5 protein-coding genes and 1 pseudogene are annotated in these 18,735 nt (G+C 58.8%); 4 read left to right on the top strand and 2 right to left on the bottom strand.

Annotated elements, in window-relative coordinates:
- Window positions 1-8: 8 nt before the first annotated feature.
- The 4 genes and pseudogenes from C1949_RS14730 to C1949_RS19695 form a co-directional block, all read left to right on the top strand.
- Entirely contained in the window at window positions 9-1,358 is a 1,350-nt protein-coding gene (locus C1949_RS14730; protein WP_104739240.1) for a DUF1329 domain-containing protein, read from the top strand.
- Between the two features lie 91 nt (window positions 1,359-1,449).
- Complete coding sequence (locus C1949_RS14725; RefSeq protein ID WP_104739239.1) at window positions 1,450-2,580, top strand: WD40/YVTN/BNR-like repeat-containing protein; 1,131 nt, start codon at window positions 1,450-1,452, stop codon at window positions 2,578-2,580.
- Window positions 2,577-4,934 (top strand): efflux RND transporter permease subunit, encoded by a 2,358-nt coding sequence (locus C1949_RS14720; protein ID WP_104739238.1) that lies wholly within the window; start codon window positions 2,577-2,579, stop codon window positions 4,932-4,934. The genes C1949_RS14725 and C1949_RS14720 overlap by 4 nt, the downstream gene beginning before the upstream one ends.
- Window positions 4,935-4,975: 41 nt before the next feature.
- Window positions 4,976-5,245: pseudogene (locus C1949_RS19695) on the top strand (hypothetical protein); the annotation flags it as partial.
- Here C1949_RS19695 and C1949_RS14715 read toward each other — a convergent pair.
- Together C1949_RS14715 and C1949_RS14710 are read right to left on the bottom strand one after the other, a co-directional pair.
- On the bottom strand, window positions 5,235-6,485 hold the full coding sequence (locus C1949_RS14715) for an ABC transporter substrate-binding protein (RefSeq protein WP_104739237.1): 1,251 nt from the start codon (window positions 6,483-6,485) through the stop codon (window positions 5,235-5,237). The pseudogene C1949_RS19695 and the gene C1949_RS14715 overlap by 11 nt on opposite strands.
- A gap of 109 nt (window positions 6,486-6,594) precedes the next feature.
- Entirely contained in the window at window positions 6,595-18,735 is a 12,141-nt protein-coding gene (locus C1949_RS14710; protein WP_170063089.1) for a VCBS domain-containing protein, read from the bottom strand.

Here is an 18,735-nt window from a genome sequence, read left to right as displayed (position 1 = left end):
GTAAACATATGAACCAGCACTTGTTGTCCAGCGCCATGCTCGGCGCATTCCTTAGCTTGGCTAGCTACTCCACCTTCGCCAAGCTGGACCCGGCCGAGGTTGCTCGCCTAGGTCAGGACCTGACTCCAGTAGGAGCCGAAAAAGCCGGTAATGCTAGCGGTACTATCCCGGCCTGGACTGGCGGTCTGACCACGCCACCGACAGGTTTTGATCCCGCTACGGGCTATATCGACCCCTTTGCCAACGAACAGCCGCTGTACACGATTACCCAAGCCAATATGGCGCAGTACGCCGATCAGTTGACGGCTGGCTACGAGGCCATGCTCGCGAAGTATCCCAGCTACAAAATGAACATCTACCCGAGCCACCGAACCGCGGCGCTACCCGCAGAGGAGTATGCGCAGATCGTCAAGGAAGCTACCTCGGTTGAACTGGCCGAAAGCGGCAACGGCATGCTGCATTACGAAAGAACCACGGTGCCGTTCCCGATTCCTAAGCAGGGACTGGAGGTGCTCTACAACCACGTCGTTCGTTATCGTGCCGGCGGTTACACCGTCTACCCGACCGAGATGGTGGTGCAGGCCAACGGCAGTTTTACCCCGGTGCGCCGTGAGCAGACGCTGGTCATGGCCTCAGCCTTGGGCAACCCGGAACCAAACCGTTTGTCCTATGCCCTCGGCAAAGTTATCTCGCCTGAAAGCGTGGCAGGCAACCGCAACCTGATCCACGAACCACTCGACCAGACCGAGGAGCCTCGTCTGGCCTGGACCTACAACCCTGGTCAACGTCGTGTGCTGCGCGCTCCCGAACTTAGCTACGACGCACCAACCGGAACCTCCGACGGCTTGCGCACCATGGACCAGTACGACATGTACTTCGGTGCGCCGAACAAGTACGAATGGAAGCTGATCGGCAAGCAAGAAATGCTGGTGTCCTACAACAACTACAAGCTGGCGGACCGCAGCCTCAAGTACGAGGACATCATCCAGCCCAACCACCTTAATCAAGATCTGGTGCGCTACGAGTTGCACCGGGTTTGGGTGATTGAGGCCACTCTGAAGCCGGGCGAGCGGCACATGTACGCCAGACGCGTCTTCTATATCGATGAAGACAGCTGGAACATCCTCGCAGCCGACCTCTACGATGGTCGTGGTGAGCTCTGGCGTACGCAGGAAGCCCACAGCATGCAGCGCTACGACGTGCTCACTTCGATCCACACCAGCGAGGCTCACTATGATCTGCAGGCTAATCGCTATCTCATTTTTGGCCTGGATAACGAAGAGAAGATCGCTACGTTTGGTGCTACTGCTGAGCTGAGAGACTTTCGTCCGGCTGCCCTGCGTCGTAGCGGTCGTTAAGTCGACAAGACTCCATGTGATATCTGGGCCGAACGGCGCGAGCCTTCGGTCCTTTTTTAATTCGTAAGTTCTTTTGCGGGGATGTTCTGTTATGAAGACGCTCACCTGCCTGACGCTGGCGCTCGGTCTTAGCGCCGGTTTCGCGCATGCGCAAGAGCCCGCTAGGCTGGCCGATCGGCTGGAGCGGCCGGCGCGGCTGTCGCCGCTGGCGGCGGAGTCGCTATTCACTGACGCCCAGGCGCTGGGCGGGCAAGTGCTACTGGTCGGCCAGAATGGTCGGGCGCTGCTGCGCGCCGTCAACGGCAGCCTCAAGCAGGTCAGGGTGCCTGTCGAGGTGTTGCTGACCGCAGTACATTTCGTTGATGCGCAGGAGGGTTGGGCGGTAGGCCATGACGGAGTGGTTTTGTACAGCATGGATGGTGGCCGGAGCTGGGACAAACAGCTCGATGGTCGGGCCATCAATGATATGGCGAAGGCCTGGGCGGAATCCGAAGTTGCTCGGCTAGAGGCAGTCAGTACTGCGGCAGTGGATGATGAGGCGCTGAGCACGGCTCTGGAGAATGCCCTGTTCGCCCTTGAAGACATACAGGCCGGTAGCGAATACGGCCCTTCGCGGCCGCTGCTGGATGTCTGGTTCAAGAATGCCGAGGAAGGCTGGGCGGTAGGCGCCTATGGCATGTTTTTGCATACCGTCGACGGCGGCCAGCACTGGCAGTTTCTTACTGGCCCAGGTAACCCAGATCGGCTGCACTTGAACGGCGTGTTAGGGCTGACCGATGGCGCTTTGATTGTAGTTGGCGAGGGCGGGCAAATACACCGATCCCGTGACGGCGGCCAGCACTGGCAAGCACTCGACTCCGGCAGTAACGCATCGCTGTATAAGCTGTTGGAGTTACACGACGGTCGCCTGTTGACGCTCGGCTTCGGCGGCACGCTACTGAGCAGCGACGACCAAGGTACCAGTTGGAAGGCCCTGGACGTACCAACCCGCGCCGCGCTGTATGGTGCTGCGCAACTGGCAGACGGCAGCCTGCTGCTCGGCGGTCAGGGCGGCGTGTTGCTGCACAGCGAGGACGGTCTAAGTTTCGAGCTCTGGCAGTTGCCGGACAGAAGAAACACTTGGATGAGTGTAGTCGAGGCCGCGCCGGGGCAATTGGTACTGAGTGGTAACGGCGGTCTGCTAGCTCTGTCGTTGAACGAGTTGGAGGAGCAACAGCAATGACTATGCCGCCACACGCCTTGCCAGGTAGTCCCAGTGTGACGGAGCGTATAGTCACCTTCATCGAGCGTATCCTGTTCCACAATCGTCCAGTAGTGCTGTTTTTTTTCCTGCTGGTGTCGCTGCTATTGGCTTATTGCGCCTTGTCGGTGCGTCCCGACGCCAGTTTTAGCCGGATGATCCCTACCGGCCACCCGTTTATCGCCAACTACCTGAAGTTCGAGGACGTGCTGCGCCCGCATAGCAACGTGCTGCGGGTTGTGGTGGAAAGCCCCAAGGGCGACATCCTCAATAAGGAGTTCCTCGAGACGCTGCGCGAGGTCAACGACAAGGTTTTCTACCTGCCTGGTGTGGATCGCGGCAACTTAAAGTCACTGTGGACCCCCAACGCCATGTGGTCCGAGGTGACCACCGAGGGTCTGCGCGCAGGTCGGGTGATCCCCGACACCTATGACGGTAGTCCTGACTCGCTGGCCCAAGTGCGGCAGAACATCCAGCGCGCCAACATGATCGGCAGCTTCGTCGCCAACGATTTCAAGTCGGTGGTGATCCGCGTGCCCCTGCTGGAAAACGATCCGGACAGCGGTAAACCACTGGACTACGGCGCCTTTGCCAATGCAATGGAACAGCAGGTGCGCGAGCACTTTGCCGATCAAGGGCTAAGCATTCGCGTCATAGGCTTTGCTCAGATCATTGGCGACCTGCTCGACGCAGCCAGTGATATCGCACTGTTCTTCGCCGTCACCGTCGGCCTGATCACGCTGCTACTGTACTTCTATTGTCGCTGCTGGCGCAGCACCCTGGTAACGGTGCTGACTTGCCTGCTAACGGTGATCTGGCTGCTCGGCTTGCTCGGTCTAGGTCATTTTGGCCTGGACCCCTACTCTATCCTGGTGCCGTTCCTGATTTTCGCCATTGGTATCAGTCACGCGGTGCAGAACATTAACTTCATGATGAGTGAGATGGGCCACGGCGCTACGGCACTGGAGGCCTCGCGGCGCACCTTCCGCGCGCTGTTCATCCCAGGGTCGACGGCGTTGATCGCCGATGCCGTAGGTTTTATCACACTGCTGGTGATCGACATCGGAGTGATCAAGCAACTGGCCATCACCGCCAGCATTGGAGTGTTCGTCTCTGTGTTCACGAAAATGTTCCTGTTGCCAGTGCTGATGTCTTATGTCGGCATTAGTCCGCGCGGGCTGCGCCAGCAGGAAAAGCGCGCCAACCACTCCTGGCCGGTATTCCGCCGCGTGGCCGCCGTGGTTGAGCCGAAAGTCGCGGTGCCGCTGATCCTCGTAAGCTTGGTGCTACTGGGCCTGGGCTATCAAGCCCGCCAGGATCTGAAGATAGGTGACTTGGACAAGGGCGCGCCGGAGTTCCGTCCAGAGGCCCGCTACAACCAAGACAACGCTTACCTGCTGGACCACTACAGCACCAGCACAGATGTTTATGTGGTGATGTTCACTACGCCACCGGAGCAGTGTGCACGCTTCGCAGCCGCGGACATCGCAACCCAACTGGAATATGCCCTGCAGGAAGTCGAAGGTGTCGAGTCGGTGCAATCGCTATATCGCGCAATGCGCTACAACATCTTAGCGCTCAACGAAGGCAACCCGAAGTGGGCCGAGTTCTCCCGCGATAAGTACGTGATGAACAACGCCCGCTCCCGCGTGGCCTCCGAGTTTGTCGACCCCAACTGCAGCGTGGCGCCGATCAGCCTGTACCTGACCGACCACAAAGCCGAAACCTTGACCCGGGTGGTTGATGCGGTTGAGGCCTTCAGGCAAAAGTACGACACTGGCGACTTCGAAATCCTTCAGGCCGCCGGTAACGCCGGCATCGAGGCTGCCACCAACATCGTCATCAAGCATTCGGAAAAACTCATGCTGGTGTTGGTGTTCGTGATCATCTCGCTGGTGGTCTGGTGGGAGTTCAAATCGCTGAAAGTGACCTTCGCCCTGATGGCCCCCCTGTACCTTTCCACGGTGCTGTGCGAGGCGCTGATGGCGAAGATGGGTCTGGGGGTGAAGATTGCCACGTTGCCAGTGATCGCTCTCGGCGTTGGTATCGGTGTGGACTACGGCATCTACTTGTACAGCCGCATGGAAAGCTTCCTGCATCAGAGGATGAAGCTCCGCGCGGCGTTCTTCGAAGCGCTGAAAAGCACTGGCACCTCAGTGGCTTTTACCGGCATCACCCTGGCACTGGGCGTGGCTGCCTGGGCGTTCTCGGCGCTAAAGTTCCAAGCCGATATGGGCCTGCTGCTGGCGCTCCTGTTCATATGGAATATGGTCGGTGCGCTGCTGTTGATGCCTGCGTTGCTGTCACTATTGGTCTTCAACAAAAGCAATCGCTGAATAATTTACCTCGCGCCTTGCCAACGCAGGCGCGAGGCAGAAATTCGCTGGCTTGCATCATGAGCGCCCTTGGTCATTGTAGCGATAATGCGGCCTGTGAAGGCTTCTTCAGCCAACTCAAGCGGAAGCGTGTTGCTCCTCAATCGTGCGGGACACTCAATGGGGCACCAGCGGATCGGCTCGACTACGTTGAGCGGTTTCATAATCCACGAATGCGTCATAGAGTTGCTCAGGAAGATCTGAAGTTTTCGACCTTTTTAAAACCGTCCGTGAAAACGGGAGAAACCCGAGTCATTGGGATCACTGGTTAACCCAGACAGTCTCCAGAGCTTTAAGCGCCTGTTGATCGGAGATTTCTCCCCGGAAGTGACTGCTGACCACGGGATAAAATGCATGGGACACTGACATGGGGCTGGCACCGCTCATGGCAATAGACTCCAGCAGCGTACCCCGCATGTTGCCCATACGCACATCATGAATTGCCTTGCGCCCACAACCTGAAAAGCCGTCTGCTACGGCATCGACCCTGGCCGGTGCGGCCCCTTTGGTGATGTTGAGTTCACGTTGTACTTCCGGACTCATTAGCGCAGTCGCGAATGCTGCGCGAACGGAATCCGATGTCCTCTGGTTACGGAACACAACTATCTGGTCGCTGTTGAAAAGCACCATGCCCTGAGTGTCTGGAAAACGCTGGCAATGGTAGTCCTGCCCTTCCACCAGTCCAAAATGATTGAACTCGGCAATAGCCCAGCTGCCTTGCAACTGAGCCAGAGCCTTCCCGGTACGCACCATTGCGGTTGCCTCGTTCCAACGTAAACCGAGGCCTGCGGTTTGAGCGTAATCGCTTAGCTCACGCATCCGCGCAAATACGACTTTCAGCAGCTCCAGGTCAGGCTCGGTCGGCTTCAATTGGAGAAAGACCCGCCGATAGAACTCGGCACCACCCACCCCAGCACTCACGGCCTCAAACAGCAACATGTGCTGCCCCGCCTCATCACCTATAGCCAATGGCACAAGACCCGCTTGCCGCGCCTTCTCCAACGCAACAATCAAATCATCCCAGGTATCCAGCACCGGTAGATCCAACTGGTGTGCTAGCGCCGCGTTTAGCCAGATCCAGTTGGTTGAATGGATGTTGATGGGAATGCTGACCCAATGCCCTTCTACGCGAGAAAGCCTCTGCACCGCCGTGGGGACAACCTCGTCCCAGTCATTGGCCGCAGCGACATCGTCCAGCAACAGCAAAGCGTTGGAGTTCATCAACTGGCGAACATCGGTACTGAGAACAACCGCGGCGTCAGGCCCGTCGCCCTGCTCTATTCGCTGCGCCAATGTCTGGCGGTAGCCAATCAGGTTACTCTGCTGAACACGACCGCTCTCCGCCCAGCGCACACCTAGCTGTTCGACGTACCGCTGCAGAGCGTCCACCGCATCCCGCTCTCCGGCGGAGCCCCACCAGTGATACAGCTCAAATGGTACAGGTTCGGCATCCTGCGCAGCAGCCAAGGGCGACACCAGCAATAGCAATGCAGGCAGCACGAGTTTCAACATTCCGTTGTCTCTGAGTCAAAAGACGCTTCATTCTGCCTGCCCGAAGGTCGGTACTACAAGCTGCGCCATCCCAATGAACCTGGGCTGGCGCAGCCTGCCATCAAGTGGATTACTCCACCAGCACGCCCTGCGCCACCTCCAGCACAACCGTTTGAGAAGAGACTGTTGCCGTGTAGACATCGTAACCAGCCACGCTGGCCCCGGCATCCAGAGTCCAGCCGCTGGAGGCACTGAGTTCAACACTGTCCACGCCGGCACCATCACCATCAATACGCAGCGTATTGCGGGCATCAGTCATATCAAACACGTCTTCCGCACTCAGGCTGGCAATACTGTTTTCGCCGTTGCCTGTCAGATCAATGGCTTCGATATTCCGCGCCGAACCACTCAGCTCACTGCCGGTGACCGACTCATCAAAGCGTAGCTGAATGGTGTCGTCTCCCCCTCTGCCATTGATCAGCGATCCAGTCCATAGCAGCTGGTCGTCACCCGCCGTACCGTATTGCGGCGTAATGTTGGTAGTGATTTCAGCCCAGGCAGCAGACTCCTCGTGGGTCCATGCCGAGGTATCACCATTCTCACTCTCGACCGTCTGGGCTCGCACCTGAACCTCACCCAGAGCATCGACACTCTGCACAAAGCCCAACCGACTTACCTCGTCCTGGGTCAGACCCTCCAGAGTGTAAATGCCGTCGGCGTAGCTGACGTTCTCTGTACCACTAATCAGCACACCATCCAGATAGAACGCCGCATGCTCTCCCAGGCCCTTGAATTGCAGATTGATGGTCTCTATCGACGCGTCAGTGGCATCAACCTGCTCGATGTCTCTCATCTCGGCGTTCAGGTTCAGCTGGATAATCTCACCCTCGTTGCCAAAACTGGGCGTTGGTGTGAGTGCCAGCCCCTCGGCCACAGCCTCAACGGTCAAAGAGAACCCCTGCTCGGTTGCAGTAATCTCGCTCAGATTGCTTTCCTGACTATTTACGATCAGGCGCAGTTGCTCCAGCGTACCACTCCAGTGGGCTGGCGGCAGGATCCCGATAAATGCGGGAAGTTCTCCCTCGCCCAACAACCAGGTATTGGTGCCATCACCAGCGCTGCCAGCGTTGCTGCCAAGGCTGGCCAAGGTGGCATCGGCGGCGCTGTCACCCACATACACCAGGAAGCCGTTGGGCAGACCGCTCAACAGAATTGTCCCGACCGCCTCCGAACCGTCTGCGTCGACCAGACCGCCATCGGTTACGTTCAGTTGAATAACATTTGACTTGTTTGCGGTGACCTGCCCAAACGTATTCTCGGCGCCAGTGGTGTCAGCAACGGAAAAGTCATAGCCGCTGTTGACCGGTTCAACCGTTGCCGTCGCCGTTGTGGTTGTGGTCTTGACCACACTGGAGTCCAGCTCCTGACCCCGGGAGATGACCGAGAGGTTGATCGAACCGCTGACATGCTGGTCCACCGGGGTGTAGCGCAGATCGACGCTATTTCCGCCGGCAGCGACATCAATCACGTAGTAGCTGCCGTCCGGTACACCGCTCACGCCGGTCACACTGGTCAGCGTCAGCGGATTGCCAGACGAATCCTGCAACACACCACCCTGCATCGCCGTCGGCTCGTCCAGCGTTAGATAAATATTGCCATCGATCAGCGTCCAGTTCGGATCATCTGCCGGGTTGGACAGGTCGATACTGATCTCAACATCATTCCCCTCGGCGACAGCCGGCGCGCTGATCAACACATCTGCGTCATCAGTGACAGGAATCACCGACTGCTGCATCGTAATCGCGGCTTCGGCGCGCCCGCCGGATGGGACGTAGGTGGTCAATTTGGCGTCGTAGACAAAATCGCCGTCATGCTTGTTCCAGTCAGCCGGAGGCGTCACCACAATGCTGTCGAGCAGCGTCTGCAGCTCAGCGTCCCCGCCGACTCCCGATGCAGTCCAGACCTCCTGCCCGTCGATGACGGTCAAGCGCATGCCGGACACGGTTGTGCCCGCTGGCAAGTCGGTCAGGGTGACAGTGAAGCCGTTGTCGGTTACGCCGTCCTCAATGCTCGCATTGATACCCTCACCCAGCGAAAACGCGGTGTCCTCAGTCGGCTCGAAAGCACTTTGCTCCCATTGCAGAATCTCTGCGGGCTGCGCTGGCTCGCCTTCAGCGAACGTCGTGCTCAGGCTGACGCTGGTGCTGTCACTCAGTTGCTGGCCGTTGTTGGCGTCTTCGGTGATCACGGTAACGGTTATCTGGTGATCATCCAGTCCGCCAGCGCGGGCCTGCACCCTCAAGGTGACAGACGGGGTAAGCTGGCCGTTAAACGCCGTTTCCGGCACCAGCATCCACTGACCGTTCCCCAGATACTCGCCATTCTCTACGATCACACCGTCCGGCACATTGTCGAGAAGAATACGATTGAGTTGTTCGCTGCCATCATAGTCGCCGCCCTGGTTAGCAATGTTCAGCTCAACAACGACGTTTGCCGGCGCCGCCAGACTGGAATCAGCACCAGAGGTCACCGTCAGCACCGGCTGGTCGGTAATCGGGTTGACCGTGATGCTGTAGGAACCGTCGGTAGCACTCTGAACATCGCTCACCGTGCCATCTGCCGCCGGATCGGTAATCAGATAACGGACATCGATTTCAGCAGAGCCGCTCCAGTTCTCGCGCCCCTGGGCGTGGATACTGTTGAGCGCGTCGCCAGACAGTTTGTACCAACCGTCCTCCAGCGTGATTCCCGGTAAACCGTCCGACACAGCCTGTGCCAGGGAAACACCACCAGAGCCGTAGGTCAGCGTAAAGTCAGTGGCACCATCTACATCCAATACGCTCAACCACACCGCATCCAGCTGCTCATCGGTATCGCCGTTCTGATGTTGAATACCGAATGACAGTGCCGTACTGACATCTTCATCAATGGAGGCGGTCAGGTTAATACTCGCTTCCGGTGACGGTTCTACCCTCACGCTGACAACATGCGGATCAGTCAACGAGTCGCCGTCGTTCTCCGTCGTCACTGCATACAGATCAAACGACGCAGTACCGTTGAAGTTCGGCGGAGTGACCAGCACCGCTGTCTGCAGCTGCGCCTCCGTCAGTGACCAGACTCCGTCGCCTATCAGCGTCCCGCCGATCAGAGTGAAGCCAGCGGGCAGGTTGCTGACTTTGAAACTCAGGACTTCTGAACCATCGCTGTCGGTCAACGAAGCGCCGGTAACCAGTTGATTGAGCGGCACCCCTCCATTTGCGTCGACATCCGCTTCTTGAAAGCTCTGGTCCGCCGGATCGACGATAGTCAGTTCCGCTGAGTCTGCCACGCCTTTTGGTGAAACCAGAATATCCAGTTGATAGGCAGAAGACTCGCTGACATAGGGCGAGTTTGGGTCGCCCGGGATAGTCAGGGTATCAACCGAAACCGTATCAACCGTCAGGGTAAAGGGCTCATTACTGTTCGGTGGCGCGGTAATAGTCATGGCCCCGCCCTTGGCCGGGTCAAAGTCGTCGATGGCAACAGACCAGGAACCGTCTCCCGTCGATACGATGCTGAAACCGGCCGGCAGACCGGTCGCATCCTGAGTCAGCGTAATACCGTCGTAGACCAGCGTGGTTCCGTCCGGAATTGCCGAAATGGTGACATTGAATGTTTCTGACGGGTCAGAGCTGCTAGGCCGAATCGACAGCGGCATCGCCTCATCTTCCAGCCCCCTGACATGCGCCGTTACTGTGGTTGTCGCAGTATCGGCAACCGGTGCAATAAAGACGTTGGTCAACACTGCGTTACCGCTGACAGCCTCATTATAGCTCAGCGCGGCCAGCTCGGCAGGTGACAACTCATCAACGTTGCGGCCTGCCAGATCATCCTCATCGTAGTCTCGCGTAACGGCTTGAACATCAATCGAGAAGGACCCGGAGAAGTCCGGTGCGGCCTTGAATTGGAGGGTATCCAGGTATTCGACAGGCACTTCGATCGGGTCGCCGCCGTAAACCTGTGTTACCCAGGTTGTACCGCCATCAGTTGAATAACGGAAACTGGAACCGATAGCGTCGGTATTTGAGCCGTCACCAACAACCAGCTCAGGCGTCAGCAGCGCGAACACCTTTTCACTGGCGCTGTCTTCATTGCTCCAGTTGTCAGCCAGGTTAAATCCTGACTCCTGCCCCAGGGAGAACCAGGCGTCTTCAGCGCCAGGCGTTAGATAGTCGTGACCAGGCGTCAAAGTGACATCGTTGCCACCTGCATCGTTGGAGTCGGTGTCGACAGTCTCGGCAACCGGAGTAACCTGAACCTCAAGTTGAATGTCAGTGAAGGTCTGGTTAGCCGGGCCGACCGCGCCGTCGTTGCTGTTGTCGCGAACCGAAATATCCAGCGTCAGAGTAGTGTCAAGGCTACTGTGGCCCGGTGCTTTAATGGTGTAGGACTTGTAATCACCCGAAAGCACATCTGCCGGGTCAATCACCAATTGGCCGCCTGTCGGCGTCAGCGGATTGCCTTCATGGTCTTCGATGACCCAACCGGCCGGGATATCCTTGATAGTAATGCCGGTAAGTTCTTCAGAACCATCGGTATCGCCCGGCGAAACATTGGCCAGAAAGTTGACCGCCGTGTCTTCAGGGGCCGTTACCCCTTCCACATCCGGCGCATCGGCCACCGGGTCAACCTGCAGGTTCAGGGTGACCGAATCCTGCTCCACCACCGGTGCAGCACCAGCGCTGTCATCGTCCCGGTCTTGCGACTTGAGGGTGACAGTGACCGCTACCGCAGCGCCACTGTAGTCCGCTGGCGGCGTGATATCCATCTGCGGCAGCCCGGTAGCGCTGGTGGAAAGCCCGCCCGCTGGCACAGTGACCACCGGATTGGCAGCAGTCACCACAATCACGCCGTCGGCAGTGGTTACGGTAGAGCCTTCCGGCAAACCGGCGATCTCAAACCAGCGCTCCTCGCTGCCATCAACATCAGGCAGGCTGTTTCCATCATTGTCGGGATATTCAACCTTCAGCGCCGCGGCAAGATCATAGGTGCTGTCTTCGTTAATCGACAGCGAGCGGGTATCGGTATCGTCAGCAAAACTGAGCGATACAGGATCGGTTACAGCTGCAACATCGACGACAACACTGGTCGACGATTCGGCACCAGCAACACCTGGTATCGGCGTTCCGGTGTTGTCTACCTCATAGCTGGTAACGCGCATCTCAACCGTGAAATTCTCATGCGCGTCCTCGGGGGGCAGTACTTTCAGTGCCTCGAACTGCTGCTGCGTCAGGGTGAGGGTGTTGCCCGCTAGGCCGCTAATGTGCGTGCCATCACTGATCACAATCGTAATCGCATCACCGGTCGACTCGTATAGCGGTGCGTCACCGTTGCTGGCATCCAGCAATACAGCACCTTCCGGGATGCCCGAGAGCGTTATCACTCCCAGCAGCTCCGGGTTGTCGCCGGCAACGCCCGCACCGTTCTGGTCACCGCTGTCGACAACCGCCGGCGCGTTCAGGCCAAGCGCAACCGCGACGTCCTCGTTCGTGGTAACGGTAGCCGCATCGGTACTTAACTGAGGCGCATCGGCAACCGGTGTGACGTTTACAGTAACCGTTACCGAGGCGATATCAGAACCGTTAACCGTCTCATAGCGGAAGCTGTCCGCCCCATCGTGATTGCTGTAGTTTGGCTCAGGCACGAAGGTGATACTGCCATTGGAGTTAACCGTGACCGTGCCGAAAAAATGCTTGTCCGCAACGTCTGTACCGGCTGGATAACTGTAAGTGACGCTGCCGTCACCGTTGGTAGTTGCCGTCAACGGTACGCCATTGACGTCATAAACCGTTGTATTTTCAGGGTTGGCATCAGCGCTGGTGTTAAAGGTATTGGCTGCGTTGCCGGCTAAGCTGTCTTCGTCAACGGTAATGCTCTTGCTTGTGACCGGAGCATCGTCTTCGATGGTAATCACAAAATCACCGTTGTCATTGTCACCGTCGCCATCAACCACGTCATAGGCAAATGGCAGATTCAGTGACGTCGCGCCGCCATGGTTCAAGGGGCGATTTAGCGTAAAGGTGTAGGAAGCATCGCTGCTACTGGAATCGTTGATAGACACAACAAAAACCTGATCGCCAGCGCTACGGCCGTCCCCGCTGAACGCCGTGAGGGTGTGACCATCAGCGCTAATGACGTACTGCAGCATGACTGGATCACCAGAGCCGTCATAGCCGGCACTCAGCCCCAGTGCCTCAAGGGTGGCCTGATTGGCGGCGAAGGTGACATCAGCGACACCGCTGCCGGCCGTGTTGTCTGCCCCGACCCGCACATCCAGATCACCGGAAACGCTGGTCGGTGCTCCCCCTTCGCCTTCCCGGCTACCGCCGGCCAAACCAGCCTCAGTGACCGAAGCGTTCTCAGCGGTGCCAACAGAAGGGGCGTCATCGACGATGTTGATCTGCAGCTGGTCTGTATGGCTCGCCCCGCCCGCATCCGTTACAACCGCAGTAATAGCATCAATGGCGTTATCATCTTCGCCAGCCTGCTCATTGTCGTAGGGACGGTCCAAGGTGTAGCTGTACTGCAGCTCCGCTGCGGTGGGGACGCCACCAACGGAATCGGTAGCAGACAGCCCAGTCAGGGTTAACGTACCGTACGGCGTGGTGATCTGCTGTGGGGTCGTACCGAGGCTTTGCAGCTGCGCAAGCGTCAACGTAACAGCGTTTGCTCCATCGCCAAGAGTCACACTGGCGAGACCATCAGCCGTGTTCAGCTGGATCGAACCAGCAACCGTAGCCAACTGCATGCCGGGGCCGTCGGTGGTCAGGCCTGATTCGTATACCGTCGCATCACCCGCGGCCTCGATACCCGTACCACTGCCGTTACCATCGTTAGGGGTAAGCAGCGGCGCACCGTCGGTGTTGCCATTGATGGTGATGGTCAGGGTGGTGGTACTCCAGTCACCATCGGCATCCTTGATCGTGTAGCTGAAGGTGTCGGTCAGGCTGTCGCCGTCTTTCAGCGCATTAACATCGGCATTGCTGTCGTCCAGCACATAGCTGTATTCACCGTCGCTGCCCAGCACCAGGGTGCCGTAGCTGCCCACTACGTTGCCGCCAACAGCACCGGTCAGTTCGCCGCTGGCAGTACCGGTGGCGACGCCGGTGACCGTGGTGGCATCGGCACCCAGGTCATCCTCACCACTGCCGCTGTCGCTGATGACGTTACCCGTTGCGGGCGTGCCCGAGTCTTCGTCAACGCTGTTGGTATCCGCGTTGGCTACCGGCGCGGTATCGGTAATCAGGATCACCAGATCACTCGGCGCGGTGCTCTCGTCAGCATTGTCGGTGACGATGATCGGGAAACTGTCGGTGACGCTGTCGTCGCCAGCACTGTGGTCCTTCGCGGTACCGGTTTGCTGGTAGCGGTAGGTCACCTCACCGGTGGTTTCATTAAAACCGGTTAGAGTCAGTTGCCCTTCGCTGCCGGTGATATTGACCGGCGTGGTGCCCAGATTGTCCAGCTGCTCAGCCGTGACGGTGATACCACCCACGCTGATCTGCTTCAGACCATCCGGCGCGGTCACCGTAAAGGTGCCGGTGACCGGTACGGTGGCGTCTTCAGCGATGCTGTTGTCACCCACCTCGGCGCCATTCAGGTCACTCACGCTCACGCCCGGTGCACCGTCGGTGTTGCCATTAATGGTGATGGTCAGGGTGGTAGTGCTCCAGTCACCATCGGCATCCTTGATGGTGTAACTGAAGGTATCGGTCAGGCTGTCGCCGTCTTTCAGGGCGTTCACATCAGCATTGGTATCATCCAGCACATAGCTGTACTCACCGTCGCTGCCCAGCACCAGGGTGCCGTAGCTGCCAGTAACACTGCTACCGACCGAGCCGCTCAGTTCAGTGGTCACGGTGCCGGTCGATACACCAGTGACCGTGGTGGTGTCCGCGCCAATATCATCTTCACCGCTGCCGGTGTCGCTGATGACGTTGCCCGTTGCGGGCGTGCCCAAGTCTTCGTCAACGCTGTTGGTATCCGCGTTAGCTACCGGCGCGGTATCGGTAATCAGGATCACCAGATTGTCAGGTGTTGTGCTCTCGTCAGCATTGTCGGTGACGATGATCGGGAAGCTGTCGGTGACGCTGTCGTCGCCCGCGCTGTGATCCTTCGACGTGCCACTCTGCTGGTAGCGGTAGGTCACCTCACCGGTGGTTCCGTCAAAACCGGTCAGGGTCAGTTGGCCTTCGCTGCCATTGATCACCACTGGGGTCGTGCTCAGGTCAGCCAGTTGCTCGGCGCTGACGGTCTCGCCGCCCACACTGATCTGCTTCAGGCCATCCGGGGCAGTCACGGTAAAGATGCCGGTGACAGGTGTCATCGCATCCTCGGCGATGCTGTTGTCACCCACCTCGGCGCCGTTCAGGTCACTCACACTCACGCCCGGCGCACCGTCGGTGTTGCCATTAATGGTGATGGTCAGGGTGGTGGTGCTCCAGTCACCATCGGCATCCTTGATGGTGTAGCTGAAGGTGTCGGTCAGGCTGTCGCCGTCTTTCAGGGCGTTCACATCAGCATTGGTATCATCCAGCACATAGCTGTACTCACCGTCGCTGCCCAGCACCAGGGTGCCGTAGCTGCCAGTAACACTGCTGCCAACCGAGCCAGTCAGCTCAGTGGTCACCGTACCGGTGGATACACCAGTGACCGTGGTGGCATCGGCACCCAGGTCATCCTCACCACTGCCAGTGTCGCTGATGACGTTGCCCGTCGCGGGCGTGCCCGAGTCTTCGTCAACGCTGTTGGTATCCGCGTTGGCCTCAGGCGCGGTATCGGTAATCAGGATCACCAGATCACTCGGCGCGGTGCTCTCGTCAGCATTGTCGGTGACGATGATCGGGAAACTGTCGGTGACGCTGTCGTCGCCCGCGCTGTGATCCTTCGCCGTACCGGTTTGCTGGTAGCGGTAGGTCACCTCACCGGTGACTTCGTCAAAACCGGTCAGGGTCAGTTGCCCTTCGCTGCCGGTGATATTGACCGGCGTGGTGCCCAGGTTGCCCAGCTGCTCAGCCGTGACGGTGATGCCACCCACGCTGATCTGCTTCAGACCATCCGGCGCGGTCACCGTAAAGGTGCCGGCGACCGGTGTCGTCGCATCCTCGGCGATGCTGTTGTCACCCACCTCGGCGCCGTTCAGGTCATTCACACTCACGCCCGGCGCACCGTCGGTGTTGCCATTAATGGTGATGGTCAGGGTGGTGGTGCTCCAGTCACCATCGGCATCCTTGATGGTGTAGCTGAAGGTGTCGGTCAGGCTGTCGCCGTCTTTCAGGGCGTTCACATCAGCATTGGCATCATCCAGCACATAGCTGTACTCACCGTCGCTGCCCAGCACCAGGGTGCCGTAGCTGCCCACTACGTTGCCGCCAACGGCGCCGGTCAGTTCGCCACCGGCAGTACCGGTAGTGACGCCGGTTACCGTAGTGGTGTCCGCGCCAACATCATCTTCACCGCTGCCGCTGTCGCTGATGACGTTGCCCGTTGCGGGCGTGCCCGAGTCTTCGTCAACGCTGTTGGTGTCCGCATTGGCTACCGGCGCGGTATCGGTAATCAGGATCACCAGATCACTCGGCGCGGTGCTCTCGTCAGCATTGTCGGTGACGATGATCGGGAAGCTGTCGGTAACGCTGTTGTCGCCCGCGTTGTGATCCTTCGACGTGCCGCTCTGCTGGTAGCGGTAGGTCACCTCACCGGTGGTTTCATTAAAACCAGTCAGGGTCAATTGCCCTTCGCTGCCGGTGATATTGACCGGCGAGGTGCCCAGATTGTCCAGCTGCTCAGCCGTGACGGTGATACCACCCACGCTGATCTGCTTCAGGCCATCCGGGGCAGTCACGGTAAAGGTGCCGGTGACCGGTGTCGTCGCATCCTCGGCGATGCTGTTGTCCCCCACCTCGGCGCCATTCAGGTCACTCACGCTCACGCCCGGTGCACCATCGGTGTTGCCATTGATGGTGATGGTCAGGGTGGTAGTGCTCCAATCACCATCGGCATCCTTGATGGTGTAGCTGAAGGTGTCGGTCAGGCTGTCGCCGTCCTTCAACGCATTGACGTCGGCATTGCTGTCGTCCAGCACATAGCTGTACTCGCCGTCGCTGCCCAGCACCAGGGTGCCGTAGCTGCCAGTAACACTGCTACCGACCGAGCCGCTCAGTTCAGTGGTCACGGTGCCGGTCGATACACCAGTGACCGTGGTGGTGTCCGCGCCAATATCATCTTCACCGCTGCCGGTGTCGCTGATGACGTTACCGGTGGCCGGTATCGCGCTGTCTTCGGTAACGCTGTTGGTATCCGCGTTGGCTACCGGCGCGGTATCGGTAATCAGGATCACCAGATCACTCGGCGCGGTGCTCTCGTCAGCATTGTCGGTGACGATGATCGGGAAGCTGTCGGTGACGCTGTCGTCGCCTGCGTTGTGATCCTTCGCGGTACCGGTTTGCTGGTAGCGGTAGGTCACCTCACCGGTGGTTTCATTAAAACCGGTTAGAGTCAGTTGCCCTTCGCTGCCGGTGATATTGACCGGCGTGGTGCCCAGATTGTCCAGCTGCTCAGCCGTGACGGTGATACCACCCACACTGATCTGCTTCAGGCCATCCGGGGCAGTCACGGTAAAGGTGCCGGTGACCGGTGTCGTCGCATCCTCGGCGATGCTGTTGTCACCCACCTCGGCGCCGTTCAGGTCATCCACACTCACGCCCGGGGCACCGTCGGTGTTGCCGTTGATGGTGATGGTCAGGGTCGCGGTATCTTCCCCCCCTTCTCCGTCCGAGATTCGATAGGTAAACACCTCAGTCAGGGTATCGCCATCCTTCAGCGCATTGACCAACGGATTGTCGTTGTCGAGCACGTAGGAATAGGAACCATCGGCGTTAAGAACCAGCTCGCCATACTGCCCTGTTACCGTAGCGCCGACATTGCCGACCGGGTCGCTACCACTTGCGCCGGCCTCGACGCCGACTACCAGCAGATCATCCCCGTCAGGGTCAGAATCCGCTGCGGCCGATCCGTTGTCGGCACCTTCGCCAGTGATCACATTGCCAGCCGTTGCCGGGCCATCTTCAGCGATGCTGTTGGTGTCGTCTGCGGCAGTGGGCGCCGGGTTGGTCACCGTCCAGGCCAGCTCATGAGTCGTGGCGTTTCCAGCAGAATCCGTGGCAACAATGGTCACCGTATAGCGACCATCAGAACCGTCACCGCCCTGGCTGGCTGAGTTATCCAGGGTGCCGGTAATACGTCCACTTTGCGGGTCAAAGCTCAAGCCGGGTGGCAACCCTTGCACCTCGTAGGAGATCGGCGAACTGTCACTGAAATAGCTGTCAAGGTCCAGATCAATAACGTCGGTATCTGCGTCCTCTCGCTCAGAAACCAGCGGCTCCGGCGCGATGTTGTCGACGGGTTTGTTGTCGTCGCTGGAAGCACTATTGCCGTTGTCGACCGACACAGTGGCCTTTACCACCACATCGGTTTGGCCAACCGCTACCGGCACTTCAACTACGACGCCATCAAGCAGATCCTGCTCGGTAACCATGCGCTCCAGCAGCACGTTGTCGTCACCGTCGGTCACCACCAGCTTGTCACCTGCACGCACCTGGTCATCGAGCGTCACCAGTGCCGAGACGGTGCCATCGCTGCCGATCTCAGCTGCATTGTAGATACCGTCTTCCCCGGCCCCCTGCAGCTCCACATCAACTCCGGGGCGGCGCGCGGGCAGCCCCTCACCATGTTCGTCCCCACCTCGATGCTCACGCCAGTCATCGATATCACGGGGATACGCCGGATAGCCCATATCCAGCGGACGCAGAGTCTCCTCAATACGTGCTACGGCGAGCGGCGAAAGCCCATCTGACTCAATGATCTCGGCAATCCGAACCAATTGAATGAACTTGCTGCCCTGCAGCGTCACTGGGACATCGGCGGTCGGTTCACTGCGGGCCGCGGTACCCGCCTCGGCAGTCAGGGACTCTATCGGCTGCGGCGATTGAGGAGATTGCGGCACGGACACCTGTGCAACCAGCTCGGAAAAGTCTTCCACCGGCATGCTTTGCTCGCCGACGAAGCTGATCACTTGGTTGTCGCCAAAGTCGACATCGACCTGCGCGCCGGGTTCAACAATCAACGTTTCGCTGGCAAGTAGACGATCTCCCGCTTGCAATTCCCTGCGCGCGCCGCCAGAGGCCAGAGCCCAAGCTTCACCAACAAGAGTGACGACAGTAATCAGCGTGTTCAT

The organism is Halopseudomonas oceani (assembly GCF_002903165.1).
GTDB lineage: Bacteria > Pseudomonadota > Gammaproteobacteria > Pseudomonadales > Pseudomonadaceae > Halopseudomonas > Halopseudomonas oceani.
This window is presented reverse-complemented; position numbering and strand designations above follow the sequence as displayed.